Here is a 25,169-nt window from a genome sequence, read left to right on the forward strand (position 1 = left end):
AAGGTCGTCGGGGTGCCGGTCGACAGCACCCCGGTCCGGGCCGGTGACCGGGCGGTGCCGCGGAAGGGTGCAGAGGTGAGGCTGACGATTCTGGGCGGCGGGGGATTCCGCGTGCCGCTGGTGTACGGAGCGCTGCTCGGGGACCGTGCCGAGGGGCGGGTGACCCGGGTCGTGCTGCACGACACGGACGACGGCCGACTGCGTGCGATCGTCCGCGTCCTGGCCGAGCAGGCCGCCGGAGTGCCCGACGCCCCCGAGGTCATCTCCACCACGGACCTCGACGAGGCGCTGCGCGGCGCCGACTTCGTCTTCTCCGCCATCCGCGTCGGCGGTCTGGAGGGCCGGGCGCACGACGAACGGGTCGCGCTCGCCGAGGGGGTCCTCGGCCAGGAGACGGTCGGCGCGGGCGGCATCGCCTACGGTCTGCGCACCGTGCCCGTCGCCGTCGACATCGCCCGGCGGGTGGTCCGCCTCGCCCCCGACGCATGGGTCATCAACTTCACCAACCCCGCCGGCCTGGTCACCGAGGCCATGTCCCGCCACCTCGGCGACCGCGTCATCGGCATCTGCGACTCACCGGTGGGCCTCGGCCGCCGCATCGCCCGGGTGCTCGGCGCGGACCCCGGCGAGGCGTGGATCGACTACGTCGGCCTCAACCACCTCGGCTGGGTGCGCGGGGTGCACGTCGCCGGCCGCGACGAACTCCCGCGCCTGCTCGCCGATCCCGCGCTGCTCGGTTCCTTCGAGGAGGGCAGGCTCTTCGGCGCCGACTGGCTGCGGTCCCTCGGCGCGATCCCCAACGAGTACCTGCACTACTACTACTTCAACCGCGAGGCCGTGCGCTCCTCGCGGCGGGCCGAGCGGACCCGGGGCGCCTTCCTGCTCGACCAGCAGGCCCGGTTCTACGCCGGGACGCGCGATCCCGGCGCCTCCGCCCTGGAGCTCTGGAACCGCACCCGCGCCGAACGCGAAGCCACCTACATGGCCGAGAACCGGGAAACCGCCGGCGCCGGGGACCGCGAGGAGGACGACCTGTCCGGCGGCTACGAGAAGGTGGCCCTCGCCCTGATGCGGGCCGTCGCCCGCGACGAACGCACCACCCTGATCCTCAACGTCCGCAACCGCGGCGCCCTTTCACCGCTGGACGCGGAGGCCGTCGTCGAGGTCCCCTGCCTCGTGGACGCCAGTGGCGCGCACCCCGTCTCCGCCGGTCCGCTGCCCGGGCACGCCACCGGCCTGGTGTGCGCCGTCAAGGCGGTCGAACGCGAGGTGCTCGCCGCCGCCGAGTCCGGTTCCCGCGCGACGGCGCTCAAGGCGTTCGCGCTGCATCCGCTCGTCGACTCCGTGAACGTGGCCCGCCGGCTCGTCGACGGCTACACCGCCGTCCATCCCGGCCTCGCGTACCTCGTCTGACCCGGCACCCGGCCCGGACGGAAGACCCCTGCGGGGAGGAGCACCCGCTTCGGGTCGGCCGGTCGCCCCCCGTGACAGCGGCCGACCGACCCGAGCCCCCCGGTTCCCCCGTGCTTCCCCCCGCCCCCCCCCGGGCGGATTCCCCCGTCGCCCTACACCGTTAAGAGCACGCGACCCGGCGCCTGATACACCCCGCGCGGAGAATTCCCCGGAAAAAAATTCCGGCTCGCCCGGGACCGGTCCCGCCGGCGGACGGCAGGGCCTCAGGCGGGCGCCCCGGCCGCCGCGTCCGCGGAGGAGGCGCTCGAGCGGCCCGGAGCCGCCGCCGTCCTCGGCTCCACGGGGACCGCCGGAGCCGGTACGGCACCCAGTGCGGCCGCGTCGGCGCGCTGCTGCGGCAACGACACGGGGCGCAGCGGACACGGCCCGGACACCACCGTGTAGTCCTGGCCCAGGAACGGCGGCGTCATCTCGCCCGGGTCCTCCCCGAGCGCCAGCCGCACGGCGGCCCACGGTACGTTCACCCCGCACAGCGACAACTGGTGCAGACCGCCCGCCGGCCGGGTGTTGACGTCCATGAGCACGGGCCGCTCGCCGAGCATCCGGAACTGGATGTTGGACAGGTGGTGCAGACCGAAGCCCTCCGCGATCCGCCGGGCCGGCTCCAGCCACCGCTCGTGCAGCGTGAAGCCCCGGCGGCGGCCGTTCTTGGTGCGGCCGACCGCCAGCCGGATCCGGTTGTCGGGCCCGGTGAGGCAGTCCACCGACACCTCGGGCTGCTCCAGACGCGGCATCACCAGCCAGTCCACCGGCTCGTCCGCCCGCCGGACCGCGTCCAGCACCAGGTCGAGCGGCACGTACGGGCTCGGGAAGCCGCTCAGCTGGGTGAGCGAGAAGGGCGCCCGCGTGATCACACGGAAGCCCACCCCTCCCGCGCCGGACGCCGGCTTGAGGCAGGCCTGGTGTCCCCGGCCCTCCAACTCCTCGACGGCCGCGACGAGTTCGTCGGCGGACCGGACCCGCCACCACGGCGGCACGGGCACTCCGACGGCCTGGACGGCCTCGTAGGCGACCGCCTTGTCCCGGAAGACGGCCACCGCCTCGGGCGGCGGTGCCAGCAGCGCCGTGCCGACCGCCTCGAACTCGGCACGGTGCTCGACGATCGCCGACTGGTGCAGCCGGGGCACGAACACGTCGATGCCGCGCCGCCCGCACTGGGCGAGCGCGTACTCGACGTACGCCGCCGGGGACAGCCCCTCGGGTTCCGGTCCGGCGGTGTCGGCGGCGGCCAGCACGGGGGAGTCGGGGTCGCCGTGGGTGGCGTGGATCTCGACGGCCCGGTCGTCGGGATTCCGCCTCAGCTGATCCATGAAGAACACGTTCTCCGCGTACGTGCGGTTGAGCCAGACGCGTACGCGAGAGACCATGCAGGCCGCCTTTCACGGTTCGCGGGCAGGGCGCGGCGGCCCGTTGCCCGGGCAGGACGTATGGAGGGTCACCGAACCGCCCTGCGCGAAGGGCATGTCGTGGCGGTGGTGTCGGGCAGATCATACGGCTTCGGCGGAGCGTCCCGCGCACCGCGCGTGCCACGGCCCGCGCGGGCGTCCCCGCCGCGGCGCGCACCCGCGGAGGCCCCCCGGCCGGCGGCGCGCGCGACGGCGGTTCGCCCTTGTTCCGGCGGCCAGGATGTGATCTCGTGGTGTCGATCGTGACCGCTGAGGGGGCGACGGATGACGGCTGGGACCGGTGGTGAGGGCCACCTGTGGGCCATCAGCGATCTGCACATCGGCTACGACGAGAACCGCGCCCTGGTCGAACGGATGCGGCCCGAGTCGGACGGGGACTGGCTGCTCGTGGCCGGTGACGTGGCGGAGACCGTGGAGGACGTCCGCTGGGCCCTCAAGACCCTCTCCGGCCGGTTCGCCAAGGTCGTCTGGGCGCCCGGCAACCACGAGCTGTGGACCCACCCGAGCGACACCGTCACCCTGCGCGGCGTCGCCCGGTACGAGCACCTGGTCGAGCAGTGCCGCGAACTCGGCGTGATCACGCCCGAGGACCCCTACCCCGTCTGGGAGGGACCCGGCGGCCCGGTGGCCGTCGTACCGCTCTTCCTGCTGTACGACTACTCGTTCCTGCCGGCCGGGTGCGCCACCAAGGAGGAGGGGCTGGCGTACGCGCACGGCACCGGTGTCGTCTGCACCGACGAACACCTGCTGCACCCCGACCCGTACCCGAGCCGGGAGGCCTGGTGCCGGGCCCGGGTCGCCGGGACCGAACGCCGGCTCGCCGGACTGCCGGACGACCTTCCCCTCGTCCTCGTCAACCACTATCCGCTGCACCGGCACCCGACGGACGTACTGTGGTACCCCGAGTTCGCCATGTGGTGCGGCACCACGCTGACCGACGACTGGCACCGCAGGTTCAACGTCCACACCATGGTCTACGGCCATCTCCACATCCCGCGGACCACCTGGCGGGACGACGTCCGCTTCGAGGAGGTGTCGGTGGGGTATCCCCGCGAGTGGCGCAAGCGGCAGCAGCCGCCGGGCAGACCGCGCCGGATCGTGCCCCGGGAGGACGGCGACCGATGATCGAGGAACTGCTGCCGCGGACGGTGGTCGCCGTGGAGGCCTACGGCGACGACGGCACCGACGCCCCGCTGTACCCCGAGGAGGCGGCGCTGCTGACGCGGGCGGTGCCCAAGCGCCGCCGGGAGTTCACCGCCGTGCGCTCCTGCGCCCGCCGTGCCATGGAGAAGCTCGGCGTGCCCGCGCGGCCCGTGCTCCCCGGTGAGCGGGGGGCGCCGGTCTGGCCGGACGGCCTGACCGGCAGCATGACCCACTGCGAGGGCTACTGCGCCGCCGCTCTCGTCCGCGCCGCCGACCTGGCCTCCCTCGGCATCGACGCCGAGGTGCACGGGCCGCTGCCCGAGGGCGTCCTGGCCTCCGTGTCCCTGCCGGGGGAGGCGGCGCGGATCGGACGGCTGTCCGCGGAGCGGCCCGCGGTGCACTGGGACCGGCTGCTGTTCAGCGCCAAGGAGTCCGTCTACAAGGCGTGGTTCCCGCTCACCGGGAAGTGGCTGGACTTCCTGGAGGCCGACATCGAGTTCTCCGGCGACCCCGGCGAGCGGTCCCGCGGCACCTTCCGGGCCGCGCTCCTCGTCCCCGGCCCCCGGGTGGGCGACCGCCGCCTCGAGGGCTTCGACGGCCGCTGGACCGTCGAGGGAGGACTGGTCGCGACGGCGGTCGCGGTACCGCACGGCTGACCGCACCGCGCCCCGGGGCGCGACGCGGTCGCCGCACCCGGCACGGTGGCCGGGTGCGGCGGGTGACCACGCGCGGTACGGCGGCGCGGGGCGCGTCGGCGGCGATCGGACCGCGGTCGTGCCGCGCGGCACCGGACCGGCCGGCCGGGTGCGACGGTTCCGCCGCGGCCCGGCCGGTCACGGCTCGGGGCACCAGTCCCGCACCATGCGGAAGAACTCCTCCTCGGTGCCGGTCAGTCCCGCCCGGGCCAGGGCGTCCTCCGCCTCGGCGAGGACGGAGGGCGGCACGACCGGGGGCCTCGGGGCGTCCGCCGGACCGGACTGCGTGTCGAAGGCGGCGCGCACCGTGTGCAGCAGCCGCAGATAGGCCTGGACGGCAGTGCGCTCGCGGTCGGTCAGGACGGCGGTGGACATCGCTCGGCTCTCCCCGTGTCGTGGGTCGTGGGTCGTGGGTCCCGCGCCCCGCACCGAGGGGGCGCCCCTCCAGCTTGCCGCCCACCACTGACAATCGGGTTCCGCCGCACGCCGGTTCGCCCACCCGGCGGAGACGGACGGCGAAGGGAGGCGGAGGAGAGGGGGCTCGCACGCCGGAGCACGGGATCACCGTGCCCGCCCGCCGCGACCGCGGGCGCCGTCTCAGCCCTGTGGGCCCAGGTAGCCCAGCGACGCCTCGATCCGGCCCGCCAGGTGGTCCCGCTGCACCGGTCCCCGCAGCGACGAACCGGCGAGCCGCGTCCGGCACTTGCTGGCGAGCAGCAGACCGAAGGCCTCGGCCTCCTTCTCGTCGGCGAGGTCGAAGCGGGTGCGCGCGGCGACCCTCAGGACGGTCGCCCGCAGGGCCTCCTCGTCGGTGTCCTCGCAGAGTAAGCGCGTCGCGACCTCGGCGCCCTGGACGTGATGGCCGCAGTGCCCGGCCTTCATGTGCCACAGTTCGTGGCCCAGGATCACCAACTGGTGGTCGGGGGCCGTGCGTTCCTCGACCACGACGAGGTCCCGGTCCGCCATGTCGAGCCACAGCCCGCTCGCGGTCCCCGGCGGGAACGCGGCCGTGCGGAACTGCACGGGCCGGCCGCGGCGCCTGCTCATCGCGTCGCACAGGGCGGCGTACAGATCGGCGGGTTGGGCCGGGACGGGAAGCGTCAGCTCCGCCACCAGCTCGCCGCACAGACGGCGCATTTCCCTACCGATGCCCACGGTCCTCCCCCGGTCACGACTCGGGCCGCTGGACGCTCTCCAGGAGCATGTCCAGCCACTCCGCGACCTTGTCGCGGTGCTGGTCGGTGGGCAGCTGAGCGGCCCGCCACGCGATCCCGCGCACCCCGTGGTCCTGCAGCAGCCGCTCCAGCGGGTCGTCGGCCGCCGCGGCCGCCTTCCGCTCACGGTCCGCGAGCTTCTGCAGCAGCTCCTGCTCGGTGTGCTGGAGCGCGCTCGCGAGTGCTTCGGGGTCCTCGGCGGTCAGGAAACCGGCGTGCACCCGGAAGAACCGCTGGATGGCGTCGCAGTGCTCCATGGTGGGACGCCGGTCGCCGTTGATCAGGGCGCCGGCCTGCTGCCGGGACATGCCCGCGCCGTCGGCGATCTCCTGCTGCGTGTACTTGCGGCCGTTCGGCTTCAGGCGGGTGCGGCGCAGCAGGTCCAGCCGCTGCACGAACCGGGCCTGCACGTCGGGCTCGCCCGCGGGCCGGCCGCTCAGCAGCGCCTTGACCACGGGTTCCGGGACACCGGAGGCGACGGACAGCCGGCCGACGTCGAAGACCTCGGCGTGCGGTACGCCGAGCCGGTCGGCGAGTGCGGTGACGCGGGCGACGACGGCCGGCAGCGCGGTCGTCGGCGCGGTGCCCGGACCCTCGAAGCCACCCGTCACCGACAGATCTCCTACGTCTCTCACAGGCTTCTCACAAGCGGTTGCCGTGAACTTCACGGAGACTAGCCGGTGGTTCGAACTCACATCCAGGTCTCGCCACAACTGTGGCCAATTTCAGCCGTCAACCGGCATGGAATGCCACGATAGTTGACACGCCTCACGTCGGGGCAGCAGGATCGGGGCGCCGCGTCAGGGCCGCACAGGCAAGAGGGGTGACCTCCCGATGGCATATCAGGCAGGAGGGCAGCGGCCGGCACCGCGGCCCGTCCCCGAGACTCCCGAGGCCCAGGCCTACCTGGCGGACTACGCCGCCTTCCTCGAAGCCGTCCCCTTCCCCTCCCTGGTGGTCGACCACCGCTGGGACGTGCTGCTGACCAACAGTGCTTTCCGGACACTTTTTCGAGATGTCGGACCGCATCCGACGGCCCTGCCCACCGACAACTTCCTCCGGTTCGTCCTCTTCCACCCGGACGCCGCCACGGTCCTCGGCGACCACGAGTCCAGCTGGTGCCTGCCGATGCTGGCCCACTTCGCCAAGTCCGTCGAGCGGTACGGGCACGACCACGGGCTGCAGGCCGTCCGCCGTGACATCGCCCAGGACCCGATCATGGAGGCCGCCTACCGGCACGGCCTGCCGCACTGGCTGAGGGCCGTCGGCGAGCAGGCCGCCGAACACGACGGCGCCGTACGGCCGCTGCTGCACCCCGACCCGCGCTGGGGCGCCACCGACTGCCGCATCGTCGCGGAGACCACCAGGACCCTCCAGGGCATGAACTGCACCCGGCTGACGCTGGTCCTGCGCGAAGCGCGCCGCACCCCCACGAGGAACCGCGGGATCCGCCGCACCGCCTCCCACCTCAGGGTGGTCCCGGCCGCAGACTGAACGGCGCACGCCACGCCGACGCGCCGCGGCCGCGCGGCCCGGCACGGACGTCCGCCCTCTTCCCCGTAGGTGTGCCATGTGACATGGTACTGGCGTGAGCGAGTCGCTGACCTGCGATGTCGTGGTGGTGGGCGCCGGGATGACGGGCGCCGCATGCGCTCTGTACGCGGCCCGGGCGGGCCTCGGCGTGACCGTGGTGGACCGGGGTCCGGTGGCCGGCGGGACGACCGGCGCGGGGGAGGGGAACCTCCTCGTCTCCGACAAGGCGCCCGGGCCCGAGCTCGACCTGGCCCTGCTCTCCCACCGGCTGTGGGCCGAGGTCGCCCAGGAGCTCGGCGGGGCCGTCGAGTACGAACCCAAGGGCGGGCTCGTCGTCGCCGAGACACCCGGAGCGCTCGACGCGCTGCGCCGGTTCGCCGCCGGGCAGCGCGCGAACGGGGTGACGGCCGCCCCGGTGCCCGCCGACCGGCTCCGCGACCTGGAGCCCCGCCTGAGGGACGGCCTCGCGGGAGGCGTGCACTACCCGCAGGACGCCCAGGTGATGCCCGCCCTCGCCGCGGCCCACCTCCTGCGCGCCTCGGGGGCCCGGCTGCTCACCGGCCGGGAGGTGACCGGGGTGCTGCGCGGGACCGACGGCGCGGTGCGCGGGGTGCGCACGGACCGGGGCGATCTCCACGCCCCCGCGGTCGTCAACGCGGCCGGCCCCTGGGGCGGCGAACTGGCCGCCCGCGCCGGGGTGTCCCTGCCCGTCCTGCCCAGGCGCGGTTTCGTCCTGGTCACCGAGCCGCTGCCGCCCCGCATCCGGCACAAGGTGTACGCCGCCGACTACGTGACCGACGTCGCCAGCGACTCGGCGGCGCTGCGGACCTCCCCGGTGGTGGAGGGCACCGCCGCCGGACCGGTCCTGATCGGCGCCAGCCGGGAACGGGTCGGCTTCGACCGGTCCGTGTCGCTCCCGGCGGTGCGGGCCCTGGCGGCGGGGGCGATCCGGATGTTCCCCTTCCTGTCCGGCGTACGGGCGGTGCGGACGTACGCCGGCTTCCGGCCGTACCTGCCCGACCACCTGCCCGCGATCGGCCCCGACCCCCGGGCGCCCGGCCTCCTCCACGCCTGCGGCCACGAGGGAGCGGGCATCGGGCTGGCCACCGGCACCGGCCGGCTGATCGCACGCGTGCTGACCGGACAGGCGCCGGAGCTGGACCTCACGCCCTTCCGGCCCGACCGCTTCCCCCCGACGTCAGGGGAGGCCGAGCGGTGAACCCACGGGAGCCGTCCGGGGCACGGCCCGGACCCGCCTTCACGGTCACGTTCGACGGACGGCCGCTCGAGGCGCTGCCCGGCCAGACGGTCGCCGCGGTGCTGTGGGCGGCGGACGTCGTCTCCTGGCGCTCCACGCGGGTCGCGGCGCGCCCGCGCGGGGTCTTCTGCGGGATCGGGGTGTGCTTCGACTGCCTGGTCACCGTGAACGACCGGCCCAACCAACGGGCCTGTCTCGTCCCGGCGCGGCCGGGCGACGTGATCCGCACCCAGGAGGGGACGGGACATGCGCACTGACCTCGCGGTGATCGGCGCGGGACCGGCGGGACTCGCCGCGTCCCTCGCGGCGTCCGCACGCGGCGTACGGGTCGCCCTCCTCGACGCGGAGCCGGAGCCGGGCGGGCAGTACTACCGCCGGCCCGCCGCCGGACTCCGCGCCCGGCGGCCCCGGGCGCCGCACGGCCGGTGGCGCACCTGGACCCGGCTGCGGGACGGGCTCGCCGCGAGCTCCGTGCGCCGGCTGGCGGACCACCACGTGTGGTGCGTGGAGCGCCGGCCGGACGGCCTGACCGTGCACGCGCTGCTCGGGCCGGAGCAGGAGCAGCCGGCCGAGGTGCACGCCCGCGCCGTGCTCCTGGCCACCGGCGGGCACGAGGTCGTGCTGCCCTTCCCCGGCTGGACCCTCCCCGGTGTCGTCACCGCGGGGGGTGCCCAGGCCATGCTCAAGGGCGGGCTCGTGGTGCCGGGCCGGACCGCCGTCGTCGCCGGGACCGGGCCGCTGCTGCTGCCGGTCGCGGCCGGGCTCGCGGCGGCGGGCGTGTCGGTCGCCGCGCTGGTGGAGTCCGCGGACCCCCGGCGCCTGGTGCGGTACGCCGGACCGCTCGTCGGCAAGCTTCCCGAGGGCGCCGGGTACGCGGCCGGGCTGCTGCGGCACCGCGTGCCGTTCCTGGCCCGTCACACGGTCGTCCGCGCCCACGGCGACGAGCGGCTGACCGGCGTCACCGTCGCCGCGCTCGACGCGCACGGCCGGCTCCGGCCCGGCACCGAGCGGCACCTGCCCTGCGACGCGCTCGCCGTCGGGCACGGCATGCTCCCGCACACCGACCTCGCCGAGGGCCTCGGCTGCCGGCTCGACGGACCCGCCGTGGCCGTCGACGGGGAACAGCGCACCGACGTGCCCGGCGTGTGGGCCGCGGGCGAGGCCACCGGCATCGGCGGCGCGGCGCTCGCCCTCGCCGAGGGGCACATCGCCGGCCGGTCCGCCGCCGCACGGCTGCGCGGCACCGCGCCCGACCCCGGCGCCTGGGCACCGGCCGCCAGGGCCCGCGCCCGCCTGCGCGCGTCCGCGTCCGCGCTCGACGCCGTGTACGCCCCTCCCGGGCGCTGGACCGACCGGGTCACCGACGACACCGTGGTCTGCCGCTGCGAGGAGGTCGACGCCGGTGCCGTCCGCGCGGCGGTCGCCGGACTCGGCGCGGGCGATCCGCGCACGGTGAAACTGCTGACCCGGGCCGGGATGGGCTGGTGCCAGGGCCGGATGTGCGGGCCGGCGGTCGCGGCCCTCGCCGGCTGCGCCCCCACCCCGTCCCGGCGGCCGTTCGCCCGGCCCGTACCGCTCGGCGTGCTCGCCCGCCCGCACGCGGACACCGCCGGTCCGCACCCCACCGATCACCCCGCCGGGACCGGGCCCTCCACCGATCACCCCGCCGGGACCGGCCGCCCCGCCGACCGTCCGACCGAGAGAGGACCCTCATGACCGACCACCGTCCCTGGCGCGGCGTCCTCGTCGCCACCGCGCTGCCGCTGACCGACGACCTCTGCGTGGACCACGACCGCTACGCCGAGCACTGCGCCTGGCTGGTGGCGAACGGCTGCGACGGCGTCGTACCGAACGGCTCCCTCGGCGAGTACCAGGTGCTCACCCCCGACGAGCGCGCCGGGGTCGTCGAAACGGCCGTCGCCGCGATCGGCGGGGAGCGCGTGGTGCCCGGTGTCGCCGCCTACGGGTCCGCCGAGGCCCGCCGCTGGACCGAGCACGCGGCCGAGGCGGGCTGCCGCGCCGTGATGCTGCTGCCGCCCAACGCCTACCGCGCCGACGAACGTTCCGTCCTCGCCCACTACGCCGAGGTCGCCGGCGCCGGACTCCCGGTCGTCGCCTACAACAACCCCGTCGACACCAAGGTCGACCTGGTGCCGGAACTGCTCGCCCGGTTGCACGGCGAAGGGTACGTCCACGCGGTCAAGGAGTTCTCCGGGGACGTGCGGCGCGCCTACCGCATCGCCGAACTCGCCCCGGAACTCGACCTGCTGGCCGGCGCGGACGACGTCCTGCTGGAACTCGCCGTCGCGGGGGCCAAGGGCTGGGTGGCGGGTTACCCGAACGCGCTGCCCCGGTCCTGCGCGGAGCTCTACCGCGCCGCCGCCGTCGGCGACCTCGCCACCGCGCTGCCGCTGTACCGGCAGCTGCACCCCCTGCTGCGCTGGGACTCGCGGGTGGAGTTCGTCCAGGCGATCAAGCGGTCCATGGACCTGGCCGGCCGGTACGGCGGCCCCTGCCGCCCGCCGCGCGTGCTGCTGCTGCCCGAGCAGGAGGCGGCCGTCCGCGCGGCCACCGAGAAGGCCCTCGCGGCCGGACTGGCGTAGGAGGGGCGGGGCCGTGCGCAGCAAGCTCGTCCTGCACGCCGTCGACTCGCACACCGAGGGCATGCCCACCCGTGTCGTCACCGGCGGCATCGGCACCGTCCCCGGCGCGACCATGAACGAGCGGCGGCTGTACTTCCGCGAACACCGCGACGACGTCAAGCAGTTGCTGATGAACGAACCGCGCGGCCACTCCGCGATGAGCGGTGCGATCCTCCAGCCGCCCACCCGGCCCGACTGCGACTGGGGCGTCGTCTACATCGAGGTCTCCGGCTACCTCCCGATGTGCGGGCACGGCACGATCGGCGTGGCGACGGTCCTCGTCGAGACCGGCATGGTGGAGGTGGTCGAGCCCGTCACCACCATCCGCCTCGACACCCCGGCCGGGCCCGTCGTCGCCGAAGTGGCGGTGGCGGACGGTGCCGCGAGGGCGGTGACGCTGCGGAACGTGCCCTCCTTCGCCGTCGCCCTCGACCGCAGGGCGACCCTGCCCGACGGGCGGACGGTGACGTACGACCTCGCCTACGGCGGGAACTTCTACGCCATCCTGCCGCTGACGGAGTTCGGCCTGCCCTTCGACCGGTCGCGCAAGGACGACATCCTCGCCGCGGGCCTCGCGCTGATGGAGGCGGTCGACGCCGAGGAGGAGCCGGTCCATCCGGAGGACCCGTCCATCCGCGGCTGCCACCACGTCCACCTCCTCGCCCCCGGAGCCACCGCCCGTCACTCCCGGCACGCCATGGTGATCCGGCCGGGCTGGTTCGACCGCTCCCCGTGCGGCACCGGCACCAGCGCCCGCATGGCCCAGCTGCACGCCCGCGGTGAGCTCCCGCTGGACACCGAGTTCGTCAACGAGTCCTTCATCGGGACCCGGTTCACCGGCCGGCTGCACGGCACGACCGAGGTGGCGGGCCGCCCGGCCGTGCTGCCCAGCTTCACCGGCCGCGCCTGGATCACCGGCACCGCCCAGTACCTGCTGGATCCGACGGACCCCTTCCCGGCGGGGTTCGTCCTGTGAACGGCACCGGAACCGGCGCCGGCCCCGCCCTGCCCCTGCTGGGCGGCCGGAAGCCCAGCCACCGGGAGCGGGTCGCGGACGCGCTGCGGGCCGCGCTCATCGCCGGCGAACTGCGGCCCGGCGAGGTGTACTCCGCCCCCGGTCTCGCCGCCCGCTTCGGCGTCTCCGCCACCCCGGTGCGCGAGGCGATGCTGGACCTCGTCAAGGAGGGCCTGGTCGACACGGTGCCCAACAAGGGGTTCCGGGTCACCGCCGTCTCCGACGAGCAGCTCGACGAGTACACCCACGTCCGGTCGCTCATCGAGGTCCCGACCACCGCCGGTCTCGCCGCCACCGCCGACCCGGCGGCCCTGGAGGCGCTGCGGCCGGTCGCCCGGGAGATCGTCGACGCCGCCGCGGCCGGCGACCTCGTCGCGTACGTCGAGGCGGACCTCCGCTTCCACCTGGGGCTGCTGGCGCTCGCCGGCAACGGCCACCTCGTCCAGGTGGTGCGGGACCTGCGCCGCCGCTCCCGGCTGTACGGGCTGACGGCGCTGGCGGAGCAGGGCCGGCTGGGGGCCTCCGCCGAGGAGCACCTGGAGCTCCTCGGCGCGCTGCTGGCCCGCGACGAGAGCGCCGTACGGGCCGTGATGACCCGGCACCTGGGACACGTCCGCGGACTGTGGGCCGCCCCCTGACCGGAACCGGCCCGACCCCGACCGGGTCCACCGGCGGCCCGGTTCAGCGGGGCGGAGGCGCGTCCGTCCCGGCCGGCCGAGTCGCCGCCCCGCGCTTCGCCGCCTGGATCCGCTCGTACACATGGGTCCGCAGTTCGGCGAAGCGCGGGGCCACCCGCGTGCTCAGCTGGTCGCGCTCCAGCGGCAGGTCGACCTCCAGCTGCTCCTGCACGACGGTGGGGGAGGAGGACAGCACGATCACCCGCTCACCGAGGTAGACCGCCTCGTCGATGTCGTGGGTGACGAACAGGACCGTGATGCCGCGCTCCCGCCACAACCCGCGCACCAGGTCCTCCAGATCGGCCCGGGTCTGCGCGTCCACGGCCGCGAACGGCTCGTCCATCAGCAGCACGTCGGGCTCGTACGCCAGCGCCCGGGCGATCGCCACCCGCTGCTGCATCCCGCCGGACAGCTGCCAGGGATACGCGCCCGCGGCGTCCGCGAGCCCCACCGACTCCAGCGCGTCCGCCACCAGCTCCCGACGCCGGGACGTGCCCAGCCCCTTCTGCTTCAACGGGAGTTCGACGTTCGCGCCGACCCGCATCCACGGGAACAGGCTGCGCCCGTACTCCTGGAAGACGAACGCCGTCCCGGGCGGCGGCCCGTCGACCTTGCGTCCCGCGAGCGTCACCTCGCCCGCCGTCGGAGCGAGCAGTCCGCCCACGCACTTCAGCAGCGTCGTCTTGCCGCAGCCCGACGGGCCGACGAGGCAGACCAGTTCCCCCGCCCCGACGGTGAAGGTGAGGTCGCGCACCGCCTCCGTCCGGCGCCCGGATCCCTCGTAGACCTTCCGCAGGCCGCGTACGTCGAGCATGGACCGCCCTTTCCCGAGCTCCACTCCGTCACCGCCGGGTGGCGGCGCGCAGACCGTGGTACCAGCCGAGCACCCGCCGTTCGACCAGCCGGAAGAGCACCGACAGGGCGAAGCCGAGCAGACCGAGCAGCAGGATGCCGGTCCACATGCCGGGGATCGCGAAACCGCGCTGGAACTGCACGATCGTGAAGCCGAGCCCGTTGCTGGCGGCGAACATCTCGCTGATCACCATCAGGATGATGCCGATCGACAGGGCCTGGCGCAGTCCCGCGAAGATCTGCGGACCCGCCGAGGGGAGCACCACGTCCTTCAGCCGTGCGACGCCGGTGACGCCGTACGAGCGGGCCGTCTCGGCCGCCACCGGATCGAGGGCGCGGACGCCCTCCACCGTGTTCAGCAGCACCGGCCACACACAGCCGCTCGCGATCACCACGATCTTCATCGTGTCGCCGATGCCCGCGAACAGCATGATGACCGGCACCAGCACCGGCGGCGGCACCGCCCGCAGGAACTCCAGCACCGGTTCGCACACCGCGCGCACCCGCCGGTGGGAGCCGACGAGCAGGCCGAGCGCGACCCCGGCGACGGCCGCGAGGCCGTAGCCCGCCGCGAGCCTCAGCACGCTGGGCAGGACGTCACCGCGCCACCGCTCGCCGGTCCACACGTCCGGGAAGGCGGACACGATCGTCCGCAGCGGCGGCCAGTACACGTCCTCGCTGCCGTCGGAGGCCACCCACCAGACGGTCACCAGGACCACGGGCAGCGCGAGCACGAACACCAGCCGGAGCACCACGTGCCGCCACGCGCTCGACTTCGGCCGGCCGGGGGGAGCACCCGTCACGCGGCCACCTCCCCGCGCACCGACTGGTGCCAGGCCAGCGCCCGCCGCTCCACCGACCGGGCCCCGACGTTGATCAGCAGCCCGAGCAGACCGGCGACCACGATCAGCGCGTACATCTCCGGCACGGCCTGCGAGGTCTGTGCGACGGCGATGCGCGCGCCCAGCCCCGGGACGCCGATGACGAGTTCGGCGGTGACGGCGAGGATCAGCGCGACGGCCGCCGCCAGCCGCACCCCGGTCATGACGTAGGGCAGCGCGGTGGGCCACAGCACGTGCCGGATCCGCGCCCAGGGGCCCAGGCCGTACGAGCGCGCCGTCTCCTCGGCGACCGGGTCGACGTCCTGGACGCCGTACAGCACCTGGATCAGCACTTGCCAGAAGGAGGCGTAGACGACCAGCAGCAGCACCGACCGCAGTCCGGTGCCGTACAGCAGCACCGCCAGCGGGATCAGCGCCACCGACGGGATCGGGCGCAGGAACTCGATCGTGGACGCCGTCGCCTCGCGCAGGTACGGCACCACGGAGATGACCACCCCGACGACGATCCCGGCGCCGACCGCGATGGCCAGGCCCAGCGCCCAGCCGGTGAGGGTGTCGCCGAGCGCGGCCCAGAAGGCGCCGTCCGCGAGCTCCGTGCCGAGCGCGTCGGCGATGCGGCTGGTCGGCGGGAAGTGGTCCTCCTCCACCAGACCGAGCCGCGGCACCGCCTCGCCCAGGGCGAGGAAGGCCGCGAGCCCGGCCGCGCCGAGCGCGGCGTTCACGCCCCTCACGGGAGCAGCTCGTCCAGATCCGGCGCCTGTTCGAACAGGCCGCCCTCCACCCCGAGCCGCGCCAGTTCCTCGAGGGCGGCGCGGTTGGGCTCGGCCGGCCACTTCGGCAGGGTCACCTTCGCCAGCACGTCCGCCGGGATCTTGGTGTACGTGGTGACGATCTCGCGGACCTCGTCGGGGTGGGAGTCGGCGTAGGCCAGGGACTCGGCGGTGGCCTCCTGGAACTTCTCGACGATCTCCGGGTTCTCCCGCGCGTACTTCGTGGAGGTGAAGTACATGGCGACGGTGAGCTCCGGGGCGATGTCGACCATGGGGGAGGAGATCTCCCGGCCGCCCTGGTTCTTGATCGTCGCCAGTGCCGGTTCGACCACCATGGCGGCGTCGATCCGTCCGCCGTCGAGCGCGGCGGGCATCTGGTCGAAGGCCATCTCGACGAACTCCACCTCGTCGGGGTCGCCGCCCGCCTTGCGCACCGAGGCGCGCACCGCGGTCTCGTTGATGTTCTTCAGGGTGTTGATGGCGACCTTCCTGCCCTCCAGCTCCTTCGCCGACGTGATCGGGCTGTCGCCCTTGACGGTGAGCGCCTCGAAGTCCTTGCCCACCACACCGGTCGAGGCGATGCCGTTGGCCACCGCCTTCACCGGCACGTCGTTGGACCGGGCGATCATGAGGGAGGTCATGTTGCTGAAGCCGAACTGGAACTGACCGCTGGTCACGCCGGGCACGATCGCCGCGCCGCCCTGCGCGCTGGAGAAGGACAGCTTCAGGCCGCGCTCGCCGAAGAAGCCCTTCTCCTGGCCCAGGTACAGGGGTGCCACGTCGACGATGGGGATGAGGCCCACCTTCACCGTGGTGGTGCCGCCGGACGAGGCGTTCCCGTCCGCGGCGCCACCGCCGTCGGACGAGCCGCACGCCGTCGTGGCGGCCAGGACGGACACGGCGGTGAGGCCGATGAGCAGACGACGACGCATGGCTGTGACTCCCCTGGGACGGGACCAGGTGCTCGGACAGGCTGTGCGCAGACGGAACGGACGTGCTCTGCGGGAACGTAGAGCCCGTCCCGAGACAGGGTCAATCCCCGTACGCGGTCCAATCGTCGGCCCCCGCCACAGGGCAGGCGCGTCATCGGAGGACGCGTCGTTGACAGGCGCGAGGCGCACCCCTAGCGTGCGCAGCGCGTACGCTCGTACGGCTTCCCGGAGGCCCGATGACCGCTGACGTCCGCGGACCGCACTTCGTCCGGTCCTTCGAGCGCGGCCTCGCCGTCCTCCGCGCCTTCGACGCCGACCACCCCGCGCGCACGCTGAGCGAGGTCGCCCGCGTCTGCGGGATGACCCGCGCGGCGGCCCGCCGCTTCCTGCTCACGCTCGCCGACCTCGGCTACGTCCACACCGACGGCCGGCTCTTCCGGCTCACCCCGCGCGTGCTGGAACTCGGCTACTCCTATCTCGCGGGTTTCACCCTGCCGGAGATCGCCGGACCCCACCTGGAACAACTCGTCGACCGGGTGCGGGAGTCGTCGTCGCTGTGCGTCCTGGACGGCGACGACATCGTGTACGTGGCGCGCGTCCCGACCCGCCGCATCATGTCCGAGGCCATCACGGTGGGCACCCGCTTCCCGGCCCACCTCACCTCCGTCGGGCGGGTGGTCCTCGCGAGCCTGCCGGACGAGGAGATCGACGCCCGGCTGTCCCGCACCGACCTGCGCCCGCACACCTCGCACACCGTCGTCTCGGCCCGTGCCCTGCGCACCGAACTGCTCCGGGTCCGCCGGCAGGGGTACGCGCTGGTCGACCAGGAGCTGGAGGAGGGCCTGCGGTCGGTCGCCGCCCCGGTGCGGGACCGGGACGGCACGGTGGTGGCCGGCGTGAACCTCGCCGTGCACGCCGGCCGCACCTCCCTGGACTCCGTCCGCCGCGACCTGCTGCCGCACCTGCTGGCGACCGTGGCGCGGATCGAGGCGGACCTGAACGTCACAGGTCCAGCACGAGCCGCCTCCCACGACACCGGGACACACAGATGAGCATGGTCTCCCCGGCGGCCCGCTCCGCCTCGGTGAGCACCGAGTCCCGGTGGTCGGGGACGCCCTCGAGCACCTCCGTCTCGCAGGTGCCGCAGGTGCCCTCGGTGCAGGAGTGGAGCACCTCGACACCGGCGGCGCGCACGGCGTCGAGCACCGTCACGTCCGGCGCGACGGCGAGCGTCCGCCCGCTGCGGGCCAGGACGACCTCGAACTCCGCCGCCGCGCCCGCGGGTCGCTCCTTCGGCCGGAACCGTTCCGTCCGCAGTGCTCCGGCGGGACACCGCTCCTCCACCGCGTCGAGCAGCGGTCCGGGCCCGCAGCAGTAGACGAGCGTGCCGTCCGGCAGGCCGTCCAGCACGGAGGGCAGGTCGAGCAGTCCGGTCTCGTCCTCGGGTGCGATCGTCACCCGGCTCCCGTAGCGGGCCAGTTCCCCGGTGAACGCCATGGACCGGAGGGTGCGTCCGCCGTAGAGCAGCGACCAGTCGGCACCCGCCGCCTCGGCGGCGGCCAGCATCGGCAGGATCGGGGTGATGCCGATGCCGCCCGCGACGAAGCGGTAACGGCCGGCGGGCTCCAGCGGGAAGTGGTTGCGCGGTCCCCGCGCCCGTACCCCGTCGCCCGGCCGCAGGCGCCGGTGCACGTGCGCGGAGCCTCCCCGCCCGTCCGGTTCGCGCAGGACGGCGATCCGCCAGCTCCCCCGGTCGGCGGGATCCCCGCACAGCGAGTACTGCCGCTCCAGTCCGGGCGCGAGCACGAGGTCGACGTGGGCGCCCGGCTCCCAGGCGGGAAGCTCCGCGCCGAGCGGGTGCCGCAGGGTGAGGGCGAGGACCCCCTCGGCCGCCGGTTCCCGCCGCTCGACGACGAGTTCGGTGTCGTACGGGGTCATGCACCGGCCCCCCGCGGCTCGTGCCCCCGCGGATGGGCGAGCATCCACTCCCACATCTCGACCGGATCCTGTGCGGTGTGCTCGCGGCCGCAGTGACAGGTGCCGTGCAGCAGGTCGGTGCCCGGCAGCCAGTCGACGCGGTAGACCTCGCCGGTGCGCTCGCTCACCGGACCCCCTCCACGGGCTTGTCGCCCTCCTCCACCAGCCGGGCGAGGATACGGCGCGCGGCCAGGCCGCCGGTGTCGATGTTGATGCTCAGCTCCCGGTAGCCGGCGCGCTCGGTGCCGAGGCTCCGCTGGAGCAGGTTGAGCGCGGTGACGTCCTGCATCACCACCGTGTGGTTGCTGTCCCGCAGGAACGCGCTGACCTCCGCGTCGTCCGTCGCCCAGTCGCGGGAGACCGCCCAGAAGTCGTACACCCTGCCGCCGGCGGACGGGGTGATGGCGTAGGTGATCTCGGTGTGGAAGCCGTTCGGGTCGCTGCCGTCCGGTCCGGGCTCCACCCCGACCGGTGCGATCCTGCTGTGCAGCAGGTACAGGCACGGCGCGTGGTACTCGATGTCCTGCCAGCGGGTGATCCGGCCCCGGACGCCGGTCGACCGGGCGTAGAACGGCGGGCACTCGGCGTCGTCCATGCGCCGGCTCACCCGGACGATGCCGGCGCCCTCGTCGACCTCGGTGGTGATCGGCGTCTCGGCGACCTCTGGGGTGCCGATGTAGCCGCCGTGCAGATAGGTCTCGTGGGACAGGTCGAGGAGGTTGTCGACGAGCAGCCCGTAGTCGCAGTCGACGGGCTCCATGCCCCGTACGGTCACCCAGCCGGGGGAGTCCAGGTGCCGGGCCCGCGGAATCGTCCCCGCGTCGGCGAGCTCCGGGTCACCGATCCACACCCAGACCAGGGAGTCCCGCTCGACGACGGGGTAGGAGGCGACGCGCGCGGTGCGCGGCACGCGCTTCTGCCCCGGCACGTACACGCACGCACCGGTCGTGTCGTACGTGAACCCGTGGTACCCGCACACGATCCGGTCCCCGTCGAGCCGGGTCGGGGCCTCGGACAGCGGGTAGCGGCGGTGCACGCACCGGTCGTGCAGGACGACGGGGGCCCCGTCCTCCTCGGTGCGGTAGAGGACGAGCGGTTCACCGAGGACGGTCCGTCCCAGCAACTCGCGCCCGACCTCGTGGCTGTAGGCGGCGACGTACCACTGGTTCCTGGCGAAGGCGGTCATGTGCGGCATCGTTGCGGCTCCCGTCCGTCGTGGGTGGTGGCATCGTCCGGGAGGGCGTCGCGGGATGGCAATGCCCTTTCCGCCCCGCGGAAGGGGGCACGGGGAACGCCCGGGCGCGGTGACCGGCCCGGAGGCCGGGCGCCGGGGACCGCCGGCGGGTGCCCCTGAACGACGTCGCGCGACGGATCCGATCGACGCCGCGCGGAGCTGACCATGCCGGGGGTCCCGGGCCGTCGACGCGTCGCGGGCCCCGGTCCGGAAGGCGACCGATCCGCTCGGCGAGGGCACCGACGTGCTCCGGCCGGGCCAGGACGGACAACGCCGCTTCCTGTGCGCGATGGAGCGCGGCGACGTCCCGACGCAACGCGCGGAGGCGCACGCCCGTCCGCAACCGGGCCTGCCACGGGTGCCACAGTGCCAGGAGCAGGTGCTGGACCGTCGCCTGCCGGTACTCCTCACACCGCGTCATGAGTTCTTCGAGCGAATCACCCAGGACACCGCCCAGACGGAGGTCGATCACTTGGATGACCTCGCACTGCAGGGCGCGTTCCTCGCTGCCTCCGGCGAAGTCCAGGACCCTGCGGGGCACGCCGGCCGAGAGCGCGGCCACCACGAGGTCCGAGACCGCTTCCCGCTGGGCGTGCTCGGCGTCACGGCCGTCCTCCAGGACCGCCGTGACGCCGCAACGCGCCGTGGCGAGCAGCCGCGCCCCGGCCGGGTGCCGCGACGGGCTCCCCCTCCGGCCCGGCACGATGTCGCACACCCCCTCGCGCACCGCCGCGACGCGGAGGAGCTGTTGCATGACCGACGCCCGCAGCTGCCGGCGTTCCTGGTTCATGGAGAGGTAGGTGGTCACCGCGGCGCCGACGACACCACCGGCCGTGGTGTACACCAGGTCCATCCATCCGGGCACGGAAGCCGCCTCACTGTGCCGGGAGCCGGCAGATCACTTCGCACCGAAGCGGTCCGAGCGTAAGCGGCCTGCCGGGTCCGGGGGAAGACCGGGACCACGTGGAGCACGCGGCGCGGCACACCTCACGTACCGGCGGTCTTCACGCCGGAGCCACCGCACCCTTCTCCGACGTTCGCCGTTCCTGGAACACTCCTCTCGCGCGCACCTCGTCATCGTCCGGCACCCTCCGAGAGGCTCCTCATCCCATGCCCGAAGTCAACCGGCGCCGGTTCCTCCGACTCGCGGGCGCCACCACGGCGTTCAGCGCGCTGTCCGCGAGCATCGAGCGGGCCGCCGCGCTTCCGGCCGACCACCGCTCGGGGTCGATCGAGGACGTCGAGCACATCGTCGTCCTGATGCAGGAGAACCGCTCCTTCGACCACTACTTCGGCATGCTGCGCGGCGTCCGCGGCTTCGGCGACCCGCACCCGGTGACCCTGGACAGCGGCAGGTCGGTGTGGCACCAGGCCAAGGACGACGGCACGGAGGTCCTGCCCTTCCGTCCGGAGGCCGACGACCTCGGCATGCAGTTCCTGGAGGGACTGCCGCACGGCTGGTCCGACGGCCAGGAGGCCTACCACGACGGCAAGTACGACCGCTGGCTGCCCGCCAAGGGCACCACGACCATGGCGTACCTGAGCCGCGAGGACATCCCCTTCCACTACGCGCTCGCCGACGCCTTCACCGTCTGCGACGCCTACCACTGCTCCTTCATCGGTTCCACCGACCCCAACCGCTACTACCTGTGGTCGGGTCACACGGGCAACGACGGCACGGGCGGCGGTCCGGTCCTCGGCAACGACGAACTCGGCTACGGCTGGACGACGTACCCCGAGCGGCTGGAGGAGGCCGGGATCTCCTGGAAGGTCTACCAGGACATCGGCGACGGCCTGGACGCGGCCGGTCACTGGGGCTGGATCGACGACGCCTACCGCGGCAACTACGGCGACAACTCCCTGCTGTACTTCGACAAGTACCGCAACGCCCGGCCGGGCGACCCGCTGTACGACAAGGCCCGCACCGGCACCGACGTGAAGAACGGCGACGGCTACTTCGACCGGCTGCGCGCCGACGTGAAGGCCGGCCGGCTGCCGCAGGTCTCCTGGATCGCCGCCCCCGAGGCCTTCTCCGAGCACTCCAACTGGCCGTCCAACTACGGCGCCTGGTACATCTCCCAGGTCCTGGACGCGCTCACGTCCAACCCGGCGGTCTGGGGGAGGACCGCCCTGTTCATCACGTACGACGAGAACGACGGCTTCTTCGACCACGTGGTGCCGCCGCTGCCGCCGAAGTCCGCCGCGCAGGGCAGGTCCACCGTCGACGTGTCGCCGGACGTCTTCGCGGGCAGCGGGACCCACCGCGAGGGCTTCTACGGGCTCGGCCCGCGCGTGCCGATGCTGGTCGTCTCGCCCTGGAGCAAGGGCGGGTTCGTCTGCTCGGAGACGTTCGACCACACCTCGGTCATCCGGTTCGTGGAACGCCGCTTCGGTGTGCGCGAGCCCAACATCTCGCCCTGGCGGCGCGCGATCTGCGGCGACCTGACCAGCGCCTTCGACTTCTCCCGCAAGGACAGCCGGCCGGCCCGCCTGCCGGACACCGACGCCTACGAGCCGCCGGACCGCGGACGGCACCCCGACTACCGGCCCACGCCCCCGGCCGACCCCAGTCTGCCCCGGCAGGAACGGGGACTGCGCCCGGCCCGCCCGCTGAAGTACGCCCCGGCGGTGGACGGTTCCGCCGACCCGGCGACCGGGAGGTTCACCCTGACCTTCGCCTCCGGCGCCGAGGCGGGCGCCGCCTTCCTGGTCACGTCCGGCAACCGCACCGACGGCCCCTGGACCTATACGACCGAGGCCGGCAAGGAGATCTCGGACACCTGGGACCCGGGGTACTCCGGCGGTTCGTACGACCTGACCGTGCACGGCCCGAACGGATTCCTCCGCGTCTTCCGGGGGCGGGACACGTCCGCCGGCTGCGAGGTCACCGCCCGCCACACCGGCGACGACATCCGGCTGACGTTCGTCAACGAGGGGTCCGGTGCGGTCCGCCTGCGGCTGGCCGACGGCTACGCCGGCCGCCCCACGACCGTCACCGTCCGCCCCGGCGCCACCGTGCACCGCACCGTCGACCTGCGCACGAGCCGCCGCTGGTACGACCTGACGGTCACCTCCCCGACCGACCCGGCCTTCCTGCGCCGTTTCGTGGGCCACGTCGAGAACGGCCGCCCGGGCGTCAGCGACCCGGCGATCAGGACCGACTGACCGGCGCGGGCCCGGCCCCCGGGGCGCGTCAGGACGCGGCCGGCCGTCCCGGCCCTGCCGGTCCGGGCAGGTGACTGCGCCGGGAGGCGTCCCGGCCCCGGACTGCGGTTCCCGAGCCCGCCCCGGTCAGGGTGCCGTGGCGGGCTGCGGGGACCGCGACCGACGTTCCGGTGCCACCGGTTGCGGCTCCCGGGCCAGGACGGCGGCGGCCGGGTGGTCGCCCACGGGGCCCGGACGCTCGATCGGGCCCATCGGGTTCATCGGGCCCACGGGGTCCATGGGGCCGGCCGGGACCGTCGGATGGTCCGGGTCCACCGGGACCACCGGACTCATCCGGGCCACCGGGATCCCCGGGGCGGTCGGCTCTGTCCAGGGCACCGGTTTCGCGGGAACCGTCGGGTCGGCCGGGGGCGTCGGGGTGGCCAGGTCCGCCGGGGACGGGTTCGTCCGGGCGGCCGAGTGCGCCGGGGGCACCCGGGGCACGGGTGCTTCGGCGTGTCGGGGGGCCGCGCGGGTCAGGAGCGTCACGCCCCGGGAGGCGAGGCCCGCCCCGGCCAGTGCCGACAGCACGCCCACCGGTCCGCCCTGGAGCCGTTCGCCGAGCAGGCAGAGCCCGATCACCCCGGCCGCCACCGGGTTCGCCAGCGTCACCACCGCGAGCGGGGCGCCCAGCCCGCTCCGGTAGGCGGTCTGCGACAGCAGCAGCCCACCGGCCGCGAAGGCGGCCACGAGCAGCGCCACCCCGGCCACCTGGACGCTGAGCAGCGGACCGGACCGGTCCGTCGCCGCGACCGTCACGGTCTGGGTGAGCGCCGAGGCCACCCCGGAGGCGATGCCCGACGCGGTCGCGTGCCGCAGACCGGGCCGGGAACCCGGCCACGACAGCATGCCGATCAGGGCCGCCGTACCGCCCGCGACGAGCAGCGCCTCGGGAACGCCCAGCACGTCGTCGGGCGCCGGGCCGGACGCGGTGGCCAGCACCGCCGCCAGGCCGGCGAGGGTGAACGCCGTGCCCCGCCACTCCACCGCGCTCACCGGCCGCCCCGCGATCCGTGCCCCCATGGGCACCGCCGCGACCAGGGTGAGCGCACCGAGCGGCTGGACCACGGTGAGCGGGCCGTACCTGAGCGCCACCACGTGCAGCAGGGCGGCCGAGGCGTTCAGCGTGACCGACCACCACCAGGCGCCGCTGCCCAGCAGCCGCAGCGTGCCGGTGCCGGAGGTGCGGGAGGCGAGCCGTTCCTGGGCCACCGCGGCGGCGGCGTAGGCGACGGCGGAGACGAGGGACAGCAGGACGGCCACGAGGACGGCGCTCATCGGTCCGCCCCCACGAGCGTCCGGCCCTCCGCCGGTACGTGCCGGGCCCGGACCCGTCCCGCCCCCGTCGCCGTGCGGCGCGGTCGGCGCAGTACCGCGAGCGCGAGACCCAGCAGTGCCGCCGCCACGAGCGCGTCCAGCCAGAAGTGGTTCGCCGTGCCCACGATCACCAGCAGCGTGAGCAGCGGATGCAGCGACCACAGCCGCCGCCATCGTGAACGGGTGGCGACGATCAGGCCGATCGCCACCATCAGCGCCCAGCCGAAGTGCAGCGAGGGCATCGCCGCGAACTGGTTCGACAACTGGTCGGTCTGCGGCGGACCGTAGACCGACGGCCCGTACACCCGCGCGGTGTCCACCAGGCCCGTGGCGGCGAGCATCCGCGGCGGGGTGAGCGGGAACACCAGATGCAGCACCAGTGCGGCGGCGGTGACCGCGGCCAGCGCCCGGCGGGCCCACGGGTAGTGCGCCGGGCGGCGCAGGTAGAGCCAGACCAGGAAGGCCGCGGTGGCCGGGAAGTGGACGACCGCGTAGTAGGTGTTCGCGAGCTGCACGAGGCCGTCCCCGCGCAGCAGCAGGGACTGCACCGCGCCCTCGCCGGGCAGGTGCAGCAGGCGCTCCAGGCGCCACACGTCGTGCCCGTTGCGGCGGGCCTCGCCGGTGTGGCCGGCCGCCAGCTGCCGGCCGGCCTTGTAGACGAGGAAGAGTCCCGCGACGAGCAGGAGCTCACGGACGAGCGGCGGGCGCGCCGGCCCGCCCGGCCCCGCGGGGTCGGGCTCGTCGCGGGCGTTCGTCCCCCGGCTCATCCCCGGTCCTTTCGCTGACGGTGGTCCTGACGGAGCTGCCGACTCGTGGACCGGGCCCAGCTCACCGGTGCGCGCGGGTACCGACTTCCATCGATACGAGCCCGTACCGATACGCCAGTGTACCGATACGCGTGCGTATCGGTACACTGGCGTATCGATTGACATGGGCCACACTGGAGTGCGCACCCCGGGGGAGGGCGCACCCGCCGCTCAGGAGA

General features: G+C 74.4%; 25 protein-coding genes. 12 read left to right on the plus strand and 13 right to left on the minus strand.

The genetic code is table 11. From position 1 onward, the window contains the following. Window positions 1-75: 75 nt before the first annotated feature. Window positions 76-1,413: a 6-phospho-beta-glucosidase gene (locus FHS37_RS28940; RefSeq protein ID WP_184826557.1), complete on the plus strand. Its 1,338-nt coding sequence runs from the start codon at window positions 76-78 to the stop codon at window positions 1,411-1,413. 263 nt (window positions 1,414-1,676) lie between these two features. On the opposite strand, the gene FHS37_RS28945 is transcribed toward FHS37_RS28940, so the two are convergent. Continuing rightward, a complete protein-coding gene (locus FHS37_RS28945) occupies window positions 1,677-2,840 on the minus strand; it encodes an ATP-grasp domain-containing protein (protein ID WP_184826559.1) in 1,164 nt (387 codons plus the stop codon). Between the two features lie 303 nt (window positions 2,841-3,143). On the opposite strand from FHS37_RS28945, the gene FHS37_RS28950 reads away from it, so the two are divergent. Continuing rightward, window positions 3,144-4,004: a metallophosphoesterase family protein gene (locus FHS37_RS28950; RefSeq protein WP_184826561.1), complete on the plus strand. Its 861-nt coding sequence runs from the start codon at window positions 3,144-3,146 to the stop codon at window positions 4,002-4,004. Continuing rightward, window positions 4,001-4,678, plus strand: a complete 678-nt coding sequence (locus tag FHS37_RS28955) for a 4'-phosphopantetheinyl transferase family protein (RefSeq protein WP_184826563.1) — start codon at window positions 4,001-4,003, stop codon at window positions 4,676-4,678. The genes FHS37_RS28950 and FHS37_RS28955 overlap by 4 nt, the downstream gene beginning before the upstream one ends. A 177-nt stretch (window positions 4,679-4,855) precedes the next feature. Here the strand turns inward: FHS37_RS28955 and FHS37_RS28960 are convergent, their stop codons facing one another. From FHS37_RS28960 to FHS37_RS28970, 3 genes are all read right to left on the minus strand, one after another. After that, window positions 4,856-5,092, minus strand: coding sequence for a hypothetical protein (locus FHS37_RS28960; protein WP_184826565.1), 237 nt, complete (start codon window positions 5,090-5,092; stop codon window positions 4,856-4,858). 222 nt (window positions 5,093-5,314) lie between these two features. Beyond that, window positions 5,315-5,854, minus strand: coding sequence for a toxin-antitoxin system, toxin component (locus tag FHS37_RS28965; RefSeq protein ID WP_184826727.1), 540 nt, complete (start codon window positions 5,852-5,854; stop codon window positions 5,315-5,317). Between the two features lie 31 nt (window positions 5,855-5,885). After that, the gene (locus tag FHS37_RS28970; protein WP_184826567.1) at window positions 5,886-6,542 is read right to left on the minus strand and encodes a helix-turn-helix domain-containing protein; all 657 of its coding nucleotides are present in this window, start codon (window positions 6,540-6,542) and stop codon (window positions 5,886-5,888) included. 223 nt (window positions 6,543-6,765) lie between these two features. Between FHS37_RS28970 and FHS37_RS28975 the strand changes: the two genes are divergently transcribed. From FHS37_RS28975 to FHS37_RS29005, 7 genes are all read left to right on the plus strand, one after another. After that, window positions 6,766-7,425 (plus strand): MmyB family transcriptional regulator, encoded by a 660-nt coding sequence (locus FHS37_RS28975; protein ID WP_184826569.1) that lies wholly within the window; start codon window positions 6,766-6,768, stop codon window positions 7,423-7,425. Between the two features lie 94 nt (window positions 7,426-7,519). Further along, window positions 7,520-8,683 carry an NAD(P)/FAD-dependent oxidoreductase gene (locus FHS37_RS28980; RefSeq protein WP_184826571.1) on the plus strand — a complete coding sequence of 388 codons (1,164 nt, stop codon included), beginning with the start codon at window positions 7,520-7,522 and terminating at the stop codon, window positions 8,681-8,683. Then, window positions 8,680-8,979, plus strand: coding sequence for a (2Fe-2S)-binding protein (locus tag FHS37_RS28985; protein ID WP_184826573.1), 300 nt, complete (start codon window positions 8,680-8,682; stop codon window positions 8,977-8,979). Before FHS37_RS28980 ends, FHS37_RS28985 begins: the two co-directional genes overlap by 4 nt. Next, window positions 8,969-10,438 (plus strand): FAD-dependent oxidoreductase, encoded by a 1,470-nt coding sequence (locus FHS37_RS28990; protein WP_184826575.1) that lies wholly within the window; start codon window positions 8,969-8,971, stop codon window positions 10,436-10,438. Before FHS37_RS28985 ends, FHS37_RS28990 begins: the two co-directional genes overlap by 11 nt. Further along, entirely contained in the window at window positions 10,435-11,325 is an 891-nt protein-coding gene (locus FHS37_RS28995) for a dihydrodipicolinate synthase family protein (RefSeq protein WP_184826577.1), read from the plus strand. The genes FHS37_RS28990 and FHS37_RS28995 overlap by 4 nt, the downstream gene beginning before the upstream one ends. 13 nt (window positions 11,326-11,338) lie before the next feature. Continuing rightward, complete coding sequence (locus tag FHS37_RS29000) at window positions 11,339-12,340, plus strand: proline racemase family protein (protein WP_184826579.1); 1,002 nt, start codon at window positions 11,339-11,341, stop codon at window positions 12,338-12,340. Continuing rightward, the gene (locus FHS37_RS29005) at window positions 12,337-13,017 is read left to right on the plus strand and encodes a GntR family transcriptional regulator (RefSeq protein WP_184826581.1); all 681 of its coding nucleotides are present in this window, start codon (window positions 12,337-12,339) and stop codon (window positions 13,015-13,017) included. The genes FHS37_RS29000 and FHS37_RS29005 overlap by 4 nt, the downstream gene beginning before the upstream one ends. A gap of 43 nt (window positions 13,018-13,060) precedes the next feature. Here the strand turns inward: FHS37_RS29005 and FHS37_RS29010 are convergent, their stop codons facing one another. The 4 genes from FHS37_RS29010 to FHS37_RS29025 are packed head-to-tail and all read right to left on the minus strand — an operon-like array spanning window position 13,061 to window position 16,452. Then, window positions 13,061-13,870 (minus strand): ABC transporter ATP-binding protein, encoded by an 810-nt coding sequence (locus FHS37_RS29010; protein ID WP_184826583.1) that lies wholly within the window; start codon window positions 13,868-13,870, stop codon window positions 13,061-13,063. 28 nt (window positions 13,871-13,898) lie between these two features. Further along, on the minus strand, window positions 13,899-14,711 hold the full coding sequence (locus tag FHS37_RS29015) for an ABC transporter permease (RefSeq protein WP_229890162.1): 813 nt from the start codon (window positions 14,709-14,711) through the stop codon (window positions 13,899-13,901). Next, the gene (locus tag FHS37_RS29020) at window positions 14,708-15,481 is read right to left on the minus strand and encodes an ABC transporter permease (RefSeq protein ID WP_184826585.1); all 774 of its coding nucleotides are present in this window, start codon (window positions 15,479-15,481) and stop codon (window positions 14,708-14,710) included. The genes FHS37_RS29015 and FHS37_RS29020 overlap by 4 nt, the downstream gene beginning before the upstream one ends. Then, entirely contained in the window at window positions 15,478-16,452 is a 975-nt protein-coding gene (locus FHS37_RS29025) for an ABC transporter substrate-binding protein (RefSeq protein ID WP_184826587.1), read from the minus strand. Before FHS37_RS29025 ends, FHS37_RS29020 begins: the two co-directional genes overlap by 4 nt. A 236-nt stretch (window positions 16,453-16,688) precedes the next feature. On the opposite strand from FHS37_RS29025, the gene FHS37_RS29030 reads away from it, so the two are divergent. Further along, on the plus strand, window positions 16,689-17,504 hold the full coding sequence (locus tag FHS37_RS29030) for an IclR family transcriptional regulator domain-containing protein (RefSeq protein ID WP_184826589.1): 816 nt from the start codon (window positions 16,689-16,691) through the stop codon (window positions 17,502-17,504). Here FHS37_RS29030 and FHS37_RS29035 read toward each other — a convergent pair. From FHS37_RS29035 to FHS37_RS29045, 3 genes are read right to left on the minus strand one after another with little or no spacing between them, the layout of a single operon-like run. Continuing rightward, window positions 17,455-18,390 (minus strand): PDR/VanB family oxidoreductase, encoded by a 936-nt coding sequence (locus FHS37_RS29035; RefSeq protein WP_184826591.1) that lies wholly within the window; start codon window positions 18,388-18,390, stop codon window positions 17,455-17,457. The two genes, FHS37_RS29030 and FHS37_RS29035, sit on opposite strands and share 50 nt — an antisense overlap. After that, window positions 18,387-18,557 (minus strand): hypothetical protein, encoded by a 171-nt coding sequence (locus tag FHS37_RS29040; protein WP_184826593.1) that lies wholly within the window; start codon window positions 18,555-18,557, stop codon window positions 18,387-18,389. The genes FHS37_RS29035 and FHS37_RS29040 overlap by 4 nt, the downstream gene beginning before the upstream one ends. Then, window positions 18,554-19,624, minus strand: a complete 1,071-nt coding sequence (locus tag FHS37_RS29045) for a Rieske 2Fe-2S domain-containing protein (protein WP_184826595.1) — start codon at window positions 19,622-19,624, stop codon at window positions 18,554-18,556. The genes FHS37_RS29040 and FHS37_RS29045 overlap by 4 nt, the downstream gene beginning before the upstream one ends. Window positions 19,625-20,773: 1,149 nt before the next feature. On the opposite strand from FHS37_RS29045, the gene FHS37_RS29050 reads away from it, so the two are divergent. After that, window positions 20,774-22,828 (plus strand): phosphocholine-specific phospholipase C, encoded by a 2,055-nt coding sequence (locus FHS37_RS29050; RefSeq protein ID WP_184826597.1) that lies wholly within the window; start codon window positions 20,774-20,776, stop codon window positions 22,826-22,828. Between the two features lie 126 nt (window positions 22,829-22,954). Here the strand turns inward: FHS37_RS29050 and FHS37_RS29055 are convergent, their stop codons facing one another. After that, window positions 22,955-24,145: a DMT family protein gene (locus tag FHS37_RS29055; RefSeq protein ID WP_229890163.1), complete on the minus strand. Its 1,191-nt coding sequence runs from the start codon at window positions 24,143-24,145 to the stop codon at window positions 22,955-22,957. Beyond that, window positions 24,142-24,951: a phosphatase PAP2 family protein gene (locus FHS37_RS29060; RefSeq protein WP_184826599.1), complete on the minus strand. Its 810-nt coding sequence runs from the start codon at window positions 24,949-24,951 to the stop codon at window positions 24,142-24,144. Before FHS37_RS29060 ends, FHS37_RS29055 begins: the two co-directional genes overlap by 4 nt. Window positions 24,952-25,169 lie beyond the last annotated feature (218 nt).

The sequence above is a fragment of the Streptomyces griseomycini genome, assembly GCF_014203535.1.
Lineage (GTDB): Bacteria > Actinomycetota > Actinomycetes > Streptomycetales > Streptomycetaceae > Streptomyces > Streptomyces griseomycini.

Bases quoted from the DNA above. Each gene is read 5' to 3' on its own strand.
- FHS37_RS28945 (WP_184826559.1), bottom strand. From the start codon at position 2,840: ATGGTCTCTCGCGTACGCGTCTGGCTCAACCGCACGTACGCGGAGAAC.
- FHS37_RS28950 (WP_184826561.1), top strand. From the start codon at position 3,144: ATGACGGCTGGGACCGGTGGTGAGGGCCACCTGTGGGCCATCAGCGAT.
- FHS37_RS28955 (WP_184826563.1), top strand. From the start codon at position 4,001: ATGATCGAGGAACTGCTGCCGCGGACGGTGGTCGCCGTGGAGGCCTAC.
- FHS37_RS28960 (WP_184826565.1), bottom strand. From the start codon at position 5,092: ATGTCCACCGCCGTCCTGACCGACCGCGAGCGCACTGCCGTCCAGGCC.
- FHS37_RS28965 (WP_184826727.1), bottom strand. From the start codon at position 5,854: ATGCGCCGTCTGTGCGGCGAGCTGGTGGCGGAGCTGACGCTTCCCGTC.
- FHS37_RS28975 (WP_184826569.1), top strand. From the start codon at position 6,766: ATGGCATATCAGGCAGGAGGGCAGCGGCCGGCACCGCGGCCCGTCCCC.
- FHS37_RS28990 (WP_184826575.1), top strand. From the start codon at position 8,969: ATGCGCACTGACCTCGCGGTGATCGGCGCGGGACCGGCGGGACTCGCC.
- FHS37_RS28995 (WP_184826577.1), top strand. From the start codon at position 10,435: ATGACCGACCACCGTCCCTGGCGCGGCGTCCTCGTCGCCACCGCGCTG.
- FHS37_RS29010 (WP_184826583.1), bottom strand. From the start codon at position 13,870: ATGCTCGACGTACGCGGCCTGCGGAAGGTCTACGAGGGATCCGGGCGC.
- FHS37_RS29025 (WP_184826587.1), bottom strand. From the start codon at position 16,452: ATGCGTCGTCGTCTGCTCATCGGCCTCACCGCCGTGTCCGTCCTGGCC.
- FHS37_RS29030 (WP_184826589.1), top strand. From the start codon at position 16,689: ATGACCGCTGACGTCCGCGGACCGCACTTCGTCCGGTCCTTCGAGCGC.
- FHS37_RS29035 (WP_184826591.1), bottom strand. From the start codon at position 18,390: ATGACCCCGTACGACACCGAACTCGTCGTCGAGCGGCGGGAACCGGCG.
- FHS37_RS29045 (WP_184826595.1), bottom strand. From the start codon at position 19,624: ATGCCGCACATGACCGCCTTCGCCAGGAACCAGTGGTACGTCGCCGCC.
- FHS37_RS29050 (WP_184826597.1), top strand. From the start codon at position 20,774: ATGCCCGAAGTCAACCGGCGCCGGTTCCTCCGACTCGCGGGCGCCACC.
- FHS37_RS29055 (WP_229890163.1), bottom strand. From the start codon at position 24,145: ATGAGCGCCGTCCTCGTGGCCGTCCTGCTGTCCCTCGTCTCCGCCGTC.
- FHS37_RS29060 (WP_184826599.1), bottom strand. From the start codon at position 24,951: ATGAGCCGGGGGACGAACGCCCGCGACGAGCCCGACCCCGCGGGGCCG.